Source organism: Stenotrophomonas sp. NPDC077421 (assembly GCF_049545505.1).
GTDB classification, from domain to species: domain Bacteria; phylum Pseudomonadota; class Gammaproteobacteria; order Xanthomonadales; family Xanthomonadaceae; genus Stenotrophomonas; species Stenotrophomonas nematodicola.
The window spans coordinates 57,762-72,796 of record NZ_JBMWDP010000023.1 but is presented as its reverse complement, the minus strand read 5'-3'; the positions used below and the strand labels follow the sequence as shown (position 1 = coordinate 72,796).

At 68.6% G+C, this 15,035-nt stretch carries 11 protein-coding genes and 1 pseudogene; 9 read left to right on the top strand and 3 right to left on the bottom strand.

The annotated features are described in order from the left end of the window. The 4 genes and pseudogenes from carB to recJ form a co-directional block, all read left to right on the top strand. Window positions 1-503, top strand: a pseudogene (gene carB, locus ACPEH1_RS13365) (carbamoyl-phosphate synthase large subunit); the annotation flags it as partial. An 8-nt stretch (window positions 504-511) separates the two neighbouring features. Continuing rightward, window positions 512-976 (top strand): transcription elongation factor GreA, encoded by a 465-nt coding sequence (gene greA / locus ACPEH1_RS13360; RefSeq protein ID WP_026070814.1) that lies wholly within the window; start codon window positions 512-514, stop codon window positions 974-976. A 6-nt stretch (window positions 977-982) separates the two neighbouring features. Then, window positions 983-1,903: a hypothetical protein gene (locus ACPEH1_RS13355; RefSeq protein WP_017356338.1), complete on the top strand. Its 921-nt coding sequence runs from the start codon at window positions 983-985 to the stop codon at window positions 1,901-1,903. A gap of 29 nt (window positions 1,904-1,932) precedes the next feature. Further along, complete coding sequence (gene recJ, locus ACPEH1_RS13350) at window positions 1,933-3,666, top strand: single-stranded-DNA-specific exonuclease RecJ (RefSeq protein WP_423715914.1); 1,734 nt, start codon at window positions 1,933-1,935, stop codon at window positions 3,664-3,666. 10 nt (window positions 3,667-3,676) lie between these two features. Here the strand turns inward: recJ and ACPEH1_RS13345 are convergent, their stop codons facing one another. Beyond that, window positions 3,677-4,741, bottom strand: coding sequence for a DUF1176 domain-containing protein (locus ACPEH1_RS13345; protein ID WP_423715913.1), 1,065 nt, complete (start codon window positions 4,739-4,741; stop codon window positions 3,677-3,679). A 170-nt stretch (window positions 4,742-4,911) separates the two neighbouring features. Between ACPEH1_RS13345 and ACPEH1_RS13340 the strand changes: the two genes are divergently transcribed. Further along, a complete protein-coding gene (locus ACPEH1_RS13340) occupies window positions 4,912-7,803 on the top strand; it encodes a VIT domain-containing protein (protein ID WP_423715915.1) in 2,892 nt (963 codons plus the stop codon). A 30-nt stretch (window positions 7,804-7,833) separates the two neighbouring features. Here ACPEH1_RS13340 and ACPEH1_RS13335 read toward each other — a convergent pair whose 3' ends face one another. Then, on the bottom strand, window positions 7,834-8,826 hold the full coding sequence (locus ACPEH1_RS13335; RefSeq protein ID WP_312711516.1) for a phosphatase PAP2 family protein: 993 nt from the start codon (window positions 8,824-8,826) through the stop codon (window positions 7,834-7,836). Window positions 8,827-9,025: 199 nt separating this feature from the next. On the opposite strand from ACPEH1_RS13335, the gene ACPEH1_RS13330 reads away from it, so the two are divergent. Beyond that, on the top strand, window positions 9,026-9,895 hold the full coding sequence (locus ACPEH1_RS13330; protein WP_026070963.1) for a LytTR family DNA-binding domain-containing protein: 870 nt from the start codon (window positions 9,026-9,028) through the stop codon (window positions 9,893-9,895). A gap of 58 nt (window positions 9,896-9,953) precedes the next feature. Here the strand turns inward: ACPEH1_RS13330 and ACPEH1_RS13325 are convergent, their stop codons facing one another. Further along, entirely contained in the window at window positions 9,954-10,700 is a 747-nt protein-coding gene (locus ACPEH1_RS13325) for a M48 family metallopeptidase (protein WP_017357272.1), read from the bottom strand. Window positions 10,701-10,922: 222 nt separating this feature from the next. Between ACPEH1_RS13325 and prfB the strand changes: the two genes are divergently transcribed. The 3 genes from prfB (at window position 10,923) to ACPEH1_RS13310 (ending at window position 15,034) form a co-directional block, all read left to right on the top strand. Next, a protein-coding gene (prfB, locus tag ACPEH1_RS13320; protein ID WP_423715912.1) for a peptide chain release factor 2 occupies window positions 10,923-12,048 on the top strand; the annotation gives its coding sequence in 2 pieces (ribosomal slippage) (window positions 10,923-10,997 and window positions 10,999-12,048; 1,125 coding nt in all). A 127-nt stretch (window positions 12,049-12,175) separates the two neighbouring features. Continuing rightward, entirely contained in the window at window positions 12,176-13,693 is a 1,518-nt protein-coding gene (gene lysS, locus ACPEH1_RS13315; RefSeq protein WP_136004023.1) for a lysine--tRNA ligase, read from the top strand. A gap of 201 nt (window positions 13,694-13,894) precedes the next feature. After that, window positions 13,895-15,034 carry a response regulator gene (locus tag ACPEH1_RS13310; RefSeq protein ID WP_017356403.1) on the top strand — a complete coding sequence of 380 codons (1,140 nt, stop codon included), beginning with the start codon at window positions 13,895-13,897 and terminating at the stop codon, window positions 15,032-15,034. Window position 15,035 lies beyond the last annotated feature (1 nt).

Sequence of the window (15,035 nt, the reverse complement as noted above, 5' to 3'; positions counted from 1 at the left end):
GGCCGGAGATGCGCTCCACCGGTGAGGTGATGGGCGTGGGCCGCAGCTTCAGCGCCGCCTTCGCGCGCGCGCAGGAAGCCGGTGGCATCAAGGCACCGCCGCTGGGCAAGGCCTTCGTCTCGGTCCGCGATCCGGACAAGAAGCGCGTCCTGCCGGTCGCACAGGCCCTGCTGGAGCGTGGCTACAGCCTGGTGGCCACCCGTGGCACTGCGGCGTGGCTGCAGCAGCACGGCATGGACTGCGAGATCGTCAACAAGGTGGTCGAAGGTCGCCCGCACATCGTCGATTCGATCAAGAACGGCGAGATCGTGTATATCGTCAACACGACCGAAGGTCGCGCGGCGATCAATGACTCGTTCTCGATCCGTCGCGAAGCGCTGCAGCACCGCGTGACCTATTCGACCACCATTGCCGGCGCCAAGGCGCTGGTGCATTCACTGGAATTCCGCGGCACCGGCCCCGTCTGGTCGCTGCAGGAACTGCACAAGGAGTTGAACGCATGAGAGCACCGATCACCCTGAAGGGCGCGCAGCGTCTGCGCGAGGAGCTTGACCACCTGAAGTCGGTCAAGCGCCCCAAGGTCATCGCTGCCATCGCAGAAGCGCGTGAGCACGGCGATCTGAAGGAGAACGCCGAGTATCACGCCGCGCGCGAGGAGCAGGGCTTCATCGAAGGCCGCATCAAGCAGCTGGAAGGTGAGCTGTCGCACGCCGAGATCATCGACATCACAAAGCTCAACGCCGGCAGCAAGGTCGTGTTCGGCGCCACGGTGGAGCTGGCCGATGTCGAGAGTGATGAAGAGAAGCGTTATCAGATCGTTGGCGATCTGGAGGCCGACATCAAGCTGGGCCTGATCGCGATCTCCTCGCCGCTGGCGCGCGCCCTGATCGGCAAGCTGGAAGGCGATGCGGTCACCATCGATGCACCTGCCGGCCAGCGCGAGTACGAAATCGTCAGCGTCCAGTACCTGGACTGACCGACGATGGCCACGGCCACGCTGCTGCTGCCCGCGCGCAGCCGGTTCCCTGCCACGCCGCTTCCCGAGGACGTGGCCAGGGCATTGGGACGGGCCGAACGCAACAGCGTCGAGCCAGGTGAGCGTGCCCAGCTGCAGCGGCATTTTCAACTGCAGCCGGCGCAGTGGCCCGTAGCCGCGCTGACCCGCCAGTTCGACGTCGGCGATGCCGCCGACGGTGTCTGGCTGCGCGCCGATCCGGCCAATGTGGTGCCCGACATGCACGGCGCACGGATGATGGGGCACGGCGATACGCTGCGCCCCGACGCCGAGGATGTCGCGCATCTGCTGCCGGCACTGCAGCCGCTGTTTGCCGGGTTCGGCTTCGTGCTGGACGCGCCGGTGCCGTCGCGCTGGTATCTGCGCCTGCCGCCGGGCACCCTGCTGCCCGCGTTTGCCGCGCCCGACGACGTGCTGGGCGATGATCTGTTCGCCCACCTGCCCGAAGGCGATGCAGGCCGCCGCTGGCGTGCGCTGCTGACCGAAGCGCAGGTGGTGCTGCATCAGCACGACTGGAACCAGCATCGGGTTGCGGCGGGCAAGCGCGCCATCAATTCACTGTGGTTCTGGGGCGGCGGCGAGCCGCCGCAGTCCGTGCATACCGCGCATGCCCAGGTGCGCAGCCGTGAGGCGCTTCTGCAGGCACTGGCCAAGGCGGCCGGCGTGCAGGCCGATGGCGATCAGCAGGTGGATGCGCTGGTCGATCTGCGGCAACTGCGCTCGCTCGACCAGCTCGGCAACGACGCGATCCGCCCGCTGTTGTCGGCGCTGCAACGGGGCGAACTGCGGCGCCTGGTCCTGGATTTCGAAGACGGCATGCGGTTTGAGCTGGAGAAGGGCCAGCGTTGGCGCTTCTGGAAGAAGCCGCTGCAACTGCACGACGCGTGACCCCTTTCCGTTCGTTCTTCGAGCCTGCCTTGTCTTCTCCCGATTCCCCCCAGATCCAGCGCCGCGCCATCCCAGACAGCGGCGAGTGGCCCGCCGACATGCTGCCCCTGCTGCAGCGCGTGTTCGCCGCACGCGGCGTCACCGATGCCGCACAGGCGCAGCCGAAGCTGGCCCAGCTGCACGCGCCGGAGCTGATGGGCAGCATGCAGGCTGCCGTGCAGCTGCTGGCCGACACCATCGCCGCCGGCGAGCGCATCCTGGTGGTCGGCGATTTCGACTGCGACGGTGCCACCGCGTGCGCGGTGGGCGTGCGTGGCCTGCGCATGCTGGGCGCGCGCGACGTGGTGCACGCCGTGCCCAACCGCATGCTCCACGGCTACGGCCTGTCGCCTTCTCTGGTGGCCGACCTGGCGCACCTGCAGCCGGGCCTGCTGGTCACGGTGGACCACGGCATCGCGTGCCATGCCGGTGTGGCCGCGGCCAAGGCGCTGGGATGGAAGGTGCTGGTCACCGACCACCATCTCCCCGGCGAGCAGTTGCCGCCGGCCGACGTGCTGGTCGATCCCAACATCGGCGGCGACGCGTTTCCGAGCAAGGCGCTGGCCGGCGTCGGGGTGATCTTCTACGTGCTGATGGCGCTGCGCCGCCACCTGCGGCTGCAGGGCGCATTCGCCGCCGGCACCGAGCCGGACCTGCTGACGCTGCTGGACCTGGTGGCGGTCGGTACCGTCGCTGACCTGGTGGTACTGGATGCCAACAACCGCGCACTGGTCTCGGCCGGCCTGCGCCGGCTGCGCGCGGGGCAGGGCTGTGTCGGGCTGCAGGCGCTCATCGCCGCCAGCGGCCGCGATCCAAAGCGCCTGACGGCCACCGATATCGGGTTTGCGTTGGGGCCGCGCCTGAACGCGGCCGGGCGGCTGGAAGACATGGCGCTGGGCATCGAACTGCTGCTTACCGAAGATGTCATCCAGGCACGCGAGATCGCCGGCACGCTGGAGCAGATCAACGCCGAGCGTCGCGCGGTGCAGCAGGTGATGACCGACGACGCCGAACGGGCCGTGTCGCGCGCGGTGCTGCAGGCCGAAGGCGAACGTCCGATCGCGGCGTGCCTGTTTGATCCGGAATGGCACCCGGGTGTGGTCGGGCTGGTTGCCTCGAAGATGAAAGACCGGCTGCACCGCCCGGTCATCGCGTTTGCACCGGCCGAGCCCGGCGGCGATTCGCTGCGTGGTTCGGCGCGCTCGATTCCCGGCTTCCACATCCGTGACGCGCTGGCGCTGGTCAATGCCGCCCATCCTGGCCTGATCGACAGGTTCGGTGGCCATGCGATGGCCGCGGGGCTGAGCCTGCCGCACGCGCGGCTGCCCGACTTCCAGCAGGCCTTCGTTGCCGTGGTCGAGGCCAGCATGGACCCGGCGGCGCTGCAGCAGCAACTGCTGAGCGACGGCGAGCTCGATGGCAACGAGCTGGATTTCCGCCACGCCGAAGCCCTGCGCCTGGCCGGCCCCTGGGGGCAGGGGTTCCCCGAGCCGCTGTTCGACGGCCACTTCCAGGTGGCACGCTGGCAGGTGCTGAAGGAAAAGCACCTGAAACTCAGCCTGCGCGTTCCCGGTCGCGCCGAACCGGTGAACGCGATCCATTTCAGCGGCTGGACCGGCAACGCGCCGGCCAACCACGTCCATATCGCTTACCGGCTGGTCAGCGATGACTACCGCGGTGGCGGGGCGATCCAGTTGATCGTGGAGCACTGCGCCAACGCGTAAGCCGTGCCGCTCACTCCTGCACGCGGGTGACCAGCGTGGGCATTTCCCACGCCCCGCCAGCGGCCACCAGCCGGCACAGACCGGTGTTGGATTCGGCGGTGGGCACGAAGCGGGCCCCATCCCAGCTCCAGGTGGCGGTGTACCAGCAGTCGCCCAGCCCACGGCCCTTGCTGGCCGAGGTGATGGTGCGTCCGTCGTCGTCGTTGCCCAGCGTGGTGACCAGCACCGGCGCATAGGGCGCGCGGTCGTTGATCACCCAGTAGCCATCGCCGGTGTTGTAGGCCGCGCGCCAGCAGCCGACCGACACCAGCAGCTTGGTGGCCGATAGACGGGTGACGGTCATGTCCTGCGGCGCTTCGCCCGCCACCAGGCCTTCGCCCGGGCCCAGCGCTTCGCAGTCGTCCGGCGAGGTGGCGGCCGCCAGGGCGGCGCGCAGCGCCGGGGAACGGCCCAGTGCCGCATCGGCGGGACGGGTGGCGAAGGCCTTCCCGAGCGTCATCACCGGCACCGGCAGCGCCGGCAGCACGCTGCTTTCGGCAACGGTGCCCTTGCGCATCAGCGCACCGGGCGTGCCGAGCCGGCCCTGCACCGTATCCATCTTCAGCAGGACGGCCGACGCGCCGCGATCGGACAGGACCCAGCGCCGGCCATCGTTGCCGATCACGTCGATGTGGCTGTCGCGCTTGAGCGACGCCAGCAGCGCCGCCACCTGCGGCGCAGTGAGCGTGGCGCTGCCGTCCTCGCGGTTGTATGCAAGGGCGCCGAGCGCCACACCATTGATCTGCAGGGTCACGCGCGCGGGGAAGGTGGTTTCCTCGTACTGCCCGAGCATCAGCTCGGCGCTGACGGGCTGGTTCGGGCCGGCCGCTCGGGTCAGCAGTACCGACACGGGCGCGTTGCCCCCCTCGTCATCGTTCTGGTAGCCGGCGGCGCGGCAGGTGCGCGTGTTGTCGCAGGCCAGGGTCCAGTCGTGATGGGTGAAGCGTTCGCCGCCCTGTGGTGCCGCCTGCGCCGGAACCGGCGCAGACACGAGCAGCAGGGGCAGCAGGGGCAGCAGCGTGGGCAGAAATCGCATCGCAACGTCCTTGTGGGGGCATCGGGGAGCCGCATCTTGGGCTACCGCGTCCGTGCCGCCAAGGGCTGTCTCCGCGCAACCCCGTTTGCCGGCATCGTCCGTTCAACCTGCTGTCATTGGATCGGGAGCGTCACATGGAACGCGCACTTCGTGGGATCGGCATGCTCGGCATGCTGGGGCTGGTCATGCAGGTCGGCACTGTGGACGCGCGCCGGTTCCCGCCGCCGCGCCCATCGGTCGTCATCGCCGATGCGCCGGCTGGGGTGCAGGTGCTGCAGGTGGCCGGCGCCGAAGTGCCGGTGCAGCTGCGCAGCGTGGTGCTGGACAGCCACGTGGTGGCCGGGCTGGGTGAGACCCGGATCGAGATGGAGTTCTTCAATCCCAACGCCCGCGTCCTGGAAGGGCAGCTGGAATTCCCCTTGGCCGCCGACCAGCAGGTCGCCGGGTTTGCGCTGGACGTCGATGGCGTGCTGCGCGACGCGGTGCCGGTGCCAAAGGCGCAGGGCCGCCAGGTCTTCGAGGCGATCGAGCGGCGCCGGGTCGACCCGGGGCTGCTCGAGCAGACCGCCGGCAACCGGTTCCGCCTGCGCGTCTATCCCATTCCCGCCCGTGGCAGCCGTCGGGTCGCGCTGACGGTGCGCGACACGCTGCCGGTGGATGCGCAGGGGCTGCGCTGGACGTTGCCGATGCAGTTCGCGCGCGGCGCAGCGCAGGTGTCGGTGCGGCTGCAGGCCGCCGGAACCGGTGCGCCGCAGCCCGCGGCCGCCGGACCGGTCGCGTTCCGGCTGCAGGGCGGCAGCTACCAGGCGCAATGGCAGGGCAGTGGTGAGACGCTGCCCGCGCAGTGGCAGTGGTCGCTGCCGCAGGTGCGTCAGTCCGATGTGGTGACCGGCCTGCATGACGGACAGCGCTACCTGCTGGCGCAGATTCCGCTGCCGGCGAACACGGCGCCGCGGGCGCTGCCCAGCCGCGTGGGGCTGCTCTGGGATGCCTCCGGCTCGGCGCGGCAGCGCGACCGTGCCGCCGAACTGGCAGTGCTGGACCGCTACTTCCGGGCAATCGGCAACGGCCAGGTGCAGCTGACGGTGCTGCGCGACCGTGCCGACGCCCCGCGCGAATTCGACATCCGCAACGGCGACTGGAGCGCACTGCGCGCGTACCTGGGCAGCCTGCTGCAGGATGGGGCCAGCGCCCTCGGCGACTGGACCCCGAAGGCCGATATCAAGGAGTACCTGCTGGTCAGCGACGGCCGGTCCAACTACGGTGCACGCCAGCTGCCCACGCTGCGGGCGGACCAGCGCCTGTATGCACTGAGCACCGCCGGCGCGCGGACCGACGCGGCGCGGCTGCGCGCCTGGACCGGGGCCCATCGCGGCCAGGCCCTGCTGCTCGCCAGCACGCGTGAGGTCGACGCGGTTCTGCCGTTGCTGCTGGCGCAGGGTGTCGAGGTGGTTGGTGTGGAGGGGCAGGGCATTGATGCACTGGTGGCCGACACCCGCAGTACCGGACAGCTCTGGTTGCGCGTGCTGGGGCGCGTGCAGCGCGACACGGGCGAGGTGACCGTGCGTGTGCGCCTGGGCGACGGTCGCATCCAGCAGCATCGGGTGGCGGTTGCCGACGCCCGCGCGCTGGGCGGCCGCCTGGTGGCGGACGCGTGGGCGCAGGCCCGCCTGGCACAGTACGCAGCCGATCCGCAGGGCAATGCGGGCGCGGCGCGGGCACTGTCGCAGCAGTTCGGTCTGGTGAGTGCCGATACCTCGCTGCTGGTGCTGGAGACGCTCGACGACTACCTGCGCTACGGCATTCGCCCGCCGTCACCGCTGCGTGGCGATTACGACCGCCTGCACGCGGTGCGCGTTGCCGACGAAGCGCAGGCGCGTCAGCAGCGGCTGGATCAGGTCGCCCGCCGGTTCGCCGAGCGCGAACGCTGGTGGAACACGCCGTGGCCCAAGGACGCCCCGGCGGTTGAGGCGGCCAAGGTGGCGTCGCCGTCAGCGCCCCCACCGCCGGTCCTGACGGTGCGGGCGGCCCCACAGGCCATGCAGATGGCCGGCGAGTCCGCTGCCGATGCCGTGGCGGCGCCTGCGCCGATGGCGGCTGCCAGCCGGGCACGCCGCGCTGCGCCCGCCGAACGTGCGGCCGGCCAGGTCAACGACGGCACGCTGGCGATCAGCGTGGCAGCGTGGGCGCCGGACTCGGCCTATGCCCGTCGCCTGCGTGACGCCCGGCCGGACCAGCTGTATGGGCTTTACCTGGCCGAGCGCGAGCAGCATGCCGACAGCACCGCCTTCTACCTCGATGTGGCGGACCTGCTGTTCGCCGCCGGCCAGCGCGACCTGGCGCTGCGGGTGCTGTCCAACCTGGCCGAGATGCAGCTGGAAAACCGCCATGTGCTGCGCGTGCTCGGCTATCGGCTGCTGCAGGCCGAGGCGCCGGCACTGGCCGTGCCGGTGTTCCGTGACGTGCTGGCGATCGGCGAAGAGGAGCCGCAGAGCTTCCGCGATCTTGGCTTGGCACTTGAGGCCAGTGGCCAGCACCAGGCCGCACTGGCGTCGCTGTACGAGGTGGTGGTGCGCCCCTGGGATGGCCGCTTCGACGGCATTTCGCTGATCGCGCTGGACGAACTGACCCGGCTGGTCGCGCGCGAGCGCGTGGACGCATCCGCCATTGATCCGCGCCTGCGCCGTGCGATGCCGCTGGACCTGCGCGTGGTGCTGAGCTGGGACAGTGACAACAGCGATATGGACCTGTGGGTCACCGATCCGAACGGCGAGCGCGCGTATTACGGCAACCGGCTGACCTACCAGGGCGGGCAGATGTCGCCGGACTTCACCGGCGGCTACGGCCCGGAGCAGTTCTCGCTGCGCGACGCCAAGCCGGGCATCTACAAGGTGGAGGCCAACTTCTTCGGCAGCCGCGAGCAGCTGGTCACCGGCGCGACCACGCTGATGCTTCGCCTGAGCACGAAGTGGGGCAGCCGCGACCAGCGCGACCAGCAGGTCACGCTGCGGTTGAAGGACCGCGCCGAGACGGTGCTGGTCGGGGAGTTCGAGGTGAAGTGAGCAGGACGCGCTGCAGGCGGATGCCGCTGCCTACCCGGCGGCGGCATCCCGATGCACGCGGCGCGCGGACAGCGGCCAGTGCCCCGCCAGGGCGATGCCACCGATGAAGATCGCCGCGTTGCCGGCGGTGTTGAACACCATCTCCACCACGGCGGTGTCCGGCAGTGCCCGTACGTTGGCAACCGCCTCCAGCGCAGGGCTGATGACAAGGTACAGCGCGATCACGGCGAGCACCCGGCCGATCCGCTGCCACGGCGTCTGCGGGTCCAGCGGCCAGCCGCGCCAGTGCAGGAAGGCGAAGACCAGCAGCAGGCCCAGGTAGCGCCCCGCGCTGTCGGCCGGGACGAGCCCGGTGGTCAACGCCGCTGCCGTCATGCCAGCGCCCAGGGTGGCGAGGAGGAGGTAGCGCGTTCGATTGTGATGCGCGGGCGAGGGCAGGCACTGCCAGGCAAGCCAGGCCAGGGCCATGCCGACCAGCCAGCCGCCCAGCACATCGGACAGGAAATGCCGGCCCAGGTACATCCGTGACAGCGCCATCAACAGCGGCCAGCCGATCAGCAGCGCGATCCGCCAGCCCCGGCTGCGGATGTCGAAGCACAGCACCAGCGCCATCATCGCCGCCGTCGCCACGCCCACGTGACCACTGATGAACCCGTAGTCCGGATCGGGCTGCGCACGCAACGCCGCAATTGCTTCACCGCTGGGCAGCGACCAGAACGACCCGGCAGCGCCATCGTCCACCAGCGCGTGGCCAGGGCGGCCCTTGTCCAGCACGTGGATGTCGACATCGCTGGGGCGGGGCAGCGCCGCACTCTGTTTGATGGCGTGGGTGGCCGTGGACATGAGCAGTACCGCGAGCATCACGCCCAGCCCGGCGCGCAGCCGTACCCCGAAGCTGAGCACAACGATCAGCAGCACGTACGCCCATTCGTAGCCCAGCGTGCTCACGAAGGTCATCAGCGGCACCATCCACGCGGCATCGAAGAACGCCTGCAGCCACACATGCCAATGGGTCTGGAACATCCGTATTCCTCAGGGCCGGGCAGGCGCCGGCGTGACGGGCAACGATACCGGCTGCCGGCGGCGTCCGAAACGGGGGCGCAGCACGCACAGGGCTTGTCGCCGGGGGCGGGTGACCAATGGCGGTCGCCCGGTGACGGGTGGAGCGGACTACCATGACGTGATGAGGCACGCTGACGACCCTTTGCGGATGGATGATTCAATGGCGAACGGCACAGCGGCACGGTGGCGACCCGGCGCGCGGATGCTGGTGTGGTCGGTGATCCTGCTGACCAGTGCGGTGGCCAATGCGCTGGTCGAAGTCATGGACGCGGCGCGCCGTGGGGACGATCTTGGCCTGTGGCAGCCGATGATCTGGGAGCTGAGCAGCGTCTCGATGATCCTGTTGACGCTGCCGGTGTTGTGGTGGGGATGCCAGCGCTGGCCCCTGCATGCGGATACCTGGAAGCGGCGGCTGCCGCTGTATCTGCTGGCCAGTGTGGCGTGGTCGCTGGTGCACGTGCTGGGGATGATGGCGCTGCGCCATCTGGCCTATGCCGCGCTCGGGCACCACTACCAGGACGACGCCACCTGGGCGGTCCGCGCGCTCTATGAGTACCTGAAGGATGTCCGCGCGTTCTTCTCTTTCGTGGCGATCGAACACTTCTTCAGCTGGTTCGGACGGCGCCGGCAGGGCGAAGCGCACCTGCTCGTGGCACCGGACGATGCGCCACCGGTGGAGGCGGTGGAGCGGCCGGAGCGATTCCTGGTGCGCAAGCTGGGGCGCGACTTCCTGGTCGCCACCGCCGACATTGAATACGCCCAGGCGGCGGGCAACTACGTCAATCTGCGCGTGCGCGGGCACGACTACCCGTTGCGCACCACGATGGCCGCGCTGGAGACCAAGCTGGACCCGGCGGTGTTCGTACGCGCCCATCGCAGTTGGCTGGTCAATGCGCGCCGGCTGGTCTCGATCGAGCCCCTGGACGGTGGCGAAGCGCTGCTGCATATGGATGATGGGGCCAAGGTGCCGTGCAGCCGGCGGCAGCTCCCGCTGTTCCGCCAGGCGCTGGCGGTGCAGCCGACCGGCTGACGGCACGGTGCCACCGGCCGGCCCGGCATCCCGGCACGCCGGGATGCCGTCAGGCAGCTCAGCGCTTGCCGTCCTTCTTGATCATCGCGTCGATGCGCCCGGCGCGTGCTTCCGAACCCGGGTGCGAGGACATCAGGCCGCCCTGGCTGGACAGCTTGCGGAACATGCTGGCCAGTGCGGCCGGGTCGTAGCTGTGCCGCTTCATGAAGCGGTAGCCGTATTCGTCGGCCGCGCTTTCTTCCTTCTGCGAGAACTGCGCGTTGACGAAACCCTCGGCCAGTTCGCCGAGCTGGCCCTGGGTGAGCTGGGCGATGTTGGCGTTGCCCGACGCGGCGAGCGTATCGCGACCGGCCGAGGCCAGCATGGCGGTCCGCATCCTGGACTTGCTGTGGCCCAGCTTGACGTGGCCGATCTCGTGGCCGATCACGCCGCGCACTTCATCGTCCGAGGCCATGTCCATCAGGCCTGAATACACGCGCACGCAGCCGTTGGCCATCGCCCAGGCGTTGACATCTTCGGTCAGGTAGACCTTGAAGCTCAGGCTCAGACCGTCTTCGTTGGCGAGGCCTTCGGTGATCCTGGCCAGGCGCTGGGCGTACGGGCTGCTGGCCGGGGCGACCTTGTTTTCCTTGTCCATGTAGACGCAGGACTGGTCGGCGGCCTTGGCCACGTCCTGGTCGGACAGGGTCAGGGCCTGGCCGGCCTTCAGGCCGGTGCTGGACAGTTGCTTGAGATCGAGGGCCGAGGCGGTACCGGCGGCCAGGCAGGCGATGGCCAGCAGGGCGGCCGAGGATGACTTCCTCATCAGGGTAGAACTCCATGTGATTGCAGGGGCGGCCGGGCCTCCTGCGGGGGCAGGGCGAGCGCGGCCGGCGGGCAGTCTACCGTCTGCACCGTACCGCTGTGACGCCCGGTGTCGTTTTCTTGACGTGATGCCCCGATTGGCCCGGCGCACGGCCTCCACCTCGGCGTGAAGGCGCCGGATGGGCTATCATTGACAGTCTTTTCGCACGCATTAACTGCCGACATGATCGAGCTCAATCCTGTCCGCCAGCGGATCACCGATCTCACCGATCGCGTGCTCTCGCTCAGGGGGTATCTTTGACTACGACGCCAAGAAAGAGCGTCTGGAAGAAGTAACCCGGGAACTGGAAAACCCGGATATCTGGAACAACGCCGAGTACGCCCAGAACCTGGGGCGCGAGCGCGCCAACCTGGAAAAAACCGTCGGCGGCATCGCCTCCATCCTGGATGGGCTGGCCGAGTCCGGCGAACTGCTGGAGCTGGCGGAGAGCGAGCGGGACGACGATACCGCGCTGGCCGTGGTCGCCGACCTGGACAAGTACCAGAAGCACGTGGAACAGCTGGAGTTCCAGCGCATGTTCTCCGGCCAGATGGACAACGCGGCAGCCTTCGTCGACATCCAGGCCGGTGCCGGTGGCACCGAAGCCCAGGACTGGGCCGAAATCCTGCTGCGCATGTACCTGCGCTGGTGCGAATCGCGCGGCTGGAAGACCGAGCTGATGGAAGTGTCCGGTGGCGACGTTGCCGGCATCAAGTCGGCCACGCGGCGCGTGGAAGGCGACTATGCCTATGGCTGGCTGAAGACCGAAACCGGCGTGCACCGCCTGGTGCGCAAGTCGCCGTTCGATTCGGACAACCGCCGCCACACCAGCTTCACCTCGGTGTTCGTGTCCCCGGAAGTGGACGACAACATCGAGATCGACATCAATCCGGCCGACCTGCGTACCGACGTGTACCGCTCCTCCGGCGCCGGTGGCCAGCACGTCAACAAGACCGAGTCGGCGGTGCGCATCACCCACATCCCGACCAACACGGTCGTGGCCTGCCAGACCGGCCGCAGCCAGCACCAGAACCGCGACAACGCGATGAAGATGCTGGCCGCCAAGCTGTACGAGCTGGAAATCCAGAAGCGCAATGCCGAGCGCGACGCGGTGGAAGCCACCAAGTCCGACATCGGCTGGGGCAGCCAGATCCGCAACTACGTGCTCGACCAGAGCCGCATCAAGGACCTGCGCACCGGCATCGAACGCTCGGATACGCAGAAGGTGCTGGACGGCGACCTCGACGAATTCGTCGAAGCCAGCCTGAAGTCCGGCCTGGCCGTGGGTGCCAAACGCACCGACGCCTGACCGTCGGGGCCGCCACGCGCGGCCCCGTTCCGTTGTCCCCCGGGCTCCGCCCGGTTTCGCAATTCCCCCCGGCCATCGGCATGATGGCGGGGACCCCCACTCCCCCCGACATACACAGACCCACGCCATGAACGATCAGACCGCCGCGCCGCAGCCCCCCGTCGACGAGAACAGCCTCATCGCCGAGCGCCGCGCGAAACTGACCGCGCTGCGCGGGCAGGGCATCGCCTACCCGAACGATTTCCGCCGCGAGCAGTTCGCCGGCGCTCTGCAGGCCGAGTTCGCCGACGCCGAACAGTGGACCGCCGAGGCACTTGAAGCGGCTGGCCGCCAGGTGAAGATGGCCGGCCGCCTGATGGCCAAGCGCGTGATGGGCAAGGCCAGCTTCGCCCAGATCCAGGACGAATCCGGCCGCATCCAGCTGTTCCTGCAGGGCAGCACCCTCGGCGATGCCTACACCGCCTTCAAGGGCTGGGACGTGGGCGACATCATCGCCGTCGAGGGCGGGCTGACCCGCACCAAGACCGGCGAGCTGTCGGTCAAGGCCACCACCATCCGCCTGCTGACCAAGTCGCTGCGGCCGCTGCCGGACAAGTGGCATGGCCTGGCCGACGTGGAGCAGCGCTACCGCCAGCGCTACGTCGACCTGATCGTGACGCCGGAATCCCGCGAGGTCTTCATCAAGCGCTCGCGGATCATCCGCGCCATGCGCGCCTGGCTGGACAACCGCGACTTCCTGGAAGTCGAAACGCCGATGATGCATTACATCCCCGGCGGCGCCACGGCCAAGCCGTTCACCACCCACCACAACGCGCTGGACCTGGACCTGTACCTGCGCGTGGCCCCGGAGCTCTACCTCAAGCGCCTGGTCGTCGGCGGCCTGGAGCGGGTGTACGAGATCAACCGGAACTTCCGCAACGAAGGCGTCAGCACCCGCCACAATCCCGAGTTCACCATGATGGAGCTGTACGAGGCCTACGCTACGTACAACGAAGTGATGGACCTGACCGAAGGCGTGATCCGTGACGTGGCCAGCAAGGTGCTGGGCACCACCACGGTGGAGTGGGATGGCGCCACCATCGACCTGGCCCCGGCGTTCCGCCGCTGGCGCATGGACGAAGCGGTGCGCCACCACAACCCGGAGATCAGCGCGGCCGACTGCACCGACCGTGACGCGCTGGCTGCCCACTGCGAGCGCCTGAAGATCCGCATCAAGCCGTCCTACGGCTGGGGCAAGCTGCTGCTGGAGATCTTCGAGGCCACCGTCGAGCACACCCTGGTGCAGCCGACCTTCATCACCGACCATCCGGTCGAGGTGTCGCCACTGGCCCGCGCCAACGACGACCAGCCCGGTTACACCGACCGCTTCGAGCTGTTCATCAACGGCAAGGAACTGGCCAACGGCTTCTCCGAGTTGAACGACCCGGAAGACCAGGCGGCCCGTTTCCAGGCGCAGGTGACCGCCAAGGAAGGTGGCGACGATGAAGCCATGCATTACGACGCCGATTACATCCGTGCGCTGGAGTACGGCATGGCGCCGACCGGCGGTCTGGGCATCGGCATCGACCGCCTGGTGATGCTGCTGACCGGCAGCAGTTCGATCCGGGACGTGCTGCTGTTCCCCTATATGCGCCCTGAAAACTGAGAACTGCATTCCGGGGGAGCCGGGTGGCCCGCCCGGACGGGCTTCCGCTGGCGTGGCCGCGCGCGTATGGTTTCGACGTGGGCTATTGCGACGTTGGGGGGTGATAGCCACGGACCATGACTGTCCGGTGCGATGCGTGACATGCGCATCACACTGTGACGACGATCATGAACTGGGCGAACATCACCGGAGGCGGGACTCATGCAAGGTGCCAGTGTGCAGAGCGGCGGGGTATCCTCTTCGCTGCATGTTCCAGTGTGGTCCAGGAAGACGGCGGAAGCAGCCTTGAATATTGTCATCGTAGACGATCAAACGTCCGCGCGAACCATGCTGCGCCATGTCATCGAGGACATCGCGCCCGAACTGAGCGTGCATGACTTCGGCGACCCGTTGACGGCGCTGGCGTGGTGCGAGTCGCATCCGGTTGACCTGCTGCTGCTCGATTACCGCATGCCGGAGATGGACGGGCTTGAGTTTGCCCGTCGTTTCCGCCGGTTGCCCAAGCACCGCGACATCCCGGTGATCCTGATCACCGTGGTCGGCGACGAACCCATCCGCCAGGCGGCGCTGGAAGCGGGTGTCATCGATTTCCTGGTCAAGCCGATCCGGCCGCGCGAACTGCGCGCGCGCTGCTACAACCTGCTGCAGTTGCGGCAGCAGTCGGAGAACGTCAAACAGCGCGCGCTGTCGCTGGAACAGCGGCTGCTGGCCAGCATGCACGAGGTCGAGGAGCGCGAACGCGAGACCCTGTCGCGGCTGGCGCGCGCCATTGAGTTCCGTGATGCGGGCACCAGTGCCTATCTGGAACGCATGGCCCATGTGGCCGGTCTGATTGCCGAACAGCTGGGACTTCCCGAAGAGGAGGTCAAACTGATCGAGATGGCCGCCCCGCTGCACGACATGGGCAAGATCGCCATCCCCGACGCGGTGCTGCTCAAGCAGGGCAAGCTCAACGAGGAGGAGCTGGTGATCATGCGCCGGCACCCGCGCATCGGTTACGAACTGCTCAGCGGCAGCCAGAACCGCTTCATCCAGGTGGGTGCGCTGATCGCCCTGCGCCACCATGAACGCTACGACGGCAGCGGCTATCCCGATGGGCTGGTGGGCGATGCGATCCCGTTGGAGGCACGTATCGTTGCAGTGGCCGACGTGTTCGACGCGCTGATCTCGCCGCGCCCCTACAAGGAGGCATGGAGCATGGAGGCGACCCTGGCCTACCTCTATGCCCAGCGCGGGCGGTTGTTCGACCCGCGCTGCGTGGATGCGCTGCTGCGCGGGCGCGAGCAGCTCGATGCGATCTGTGCCCAGCACTCCACGGCGTCCACGCGCCCGGGGACGTGAC

Bases quoted from the DNA above. Each gene is read 5' to 3' on its own strand.
- ACPEH1_RS13325 (WP_017357272.1), bottom strand. From the start codon at position 10,700: ATGAGGAAGTCATCCTCGGCCGCCCTGCTGGCCATCGCCTGCCTGGCC.
- ACPEH1_RS13330 (WP_026070963.1), top strand. From the start codon at position 9,026: ATGGCGAACGGCACAGCGGCACGGTGGCGACCCGGCGCGCGGATGCTG.
- ACPEH1_RS13355 (WP_017356338.1), top strand. From the start codon at position 983: ATGGCCACGGCCACGCTGCTGCTGCCCGCGCGCAGCCGGTTCCCTGCC.
- ACPEH1_RS13340 (WP_423715915.1), top strand. From the start codon at position 4,912: ATGCTGGGGCTGGTCATGCAGGTCGGCACTGTGGACGCGCGCCGGTTC.
- lysS (WP_136004023.1), top strand. From the start codon at position 12,176: ATGAACGATCAGACCGCCGCGCCGCAGCCCCCCGTCGACGAGAACAGC.
- ACPEH1_RS13345 (WP_423715913.1), bottom strand. From the start codon at position 4,741: ATGCGATTTCTGCCCACGCTGCTGCCCCTGCTGCCCCTGCTGCTCGTG.
- ACPEH1_RS13335 (WP_312711516.1), bottom strand. From the start codon at position 8,826: ATGTTCCAGACCCATTGGCATGTGTGGCTGCAGGCGTTCTTCGATGCC.
- ACPEH1_RS13310 (WP_017356403.1), top strand. From the start codon at position 13,895: ATGCAAGGTGCCAGTGTGCAGAGCGGCGGGGTATCCTCTTCGCTGCAT.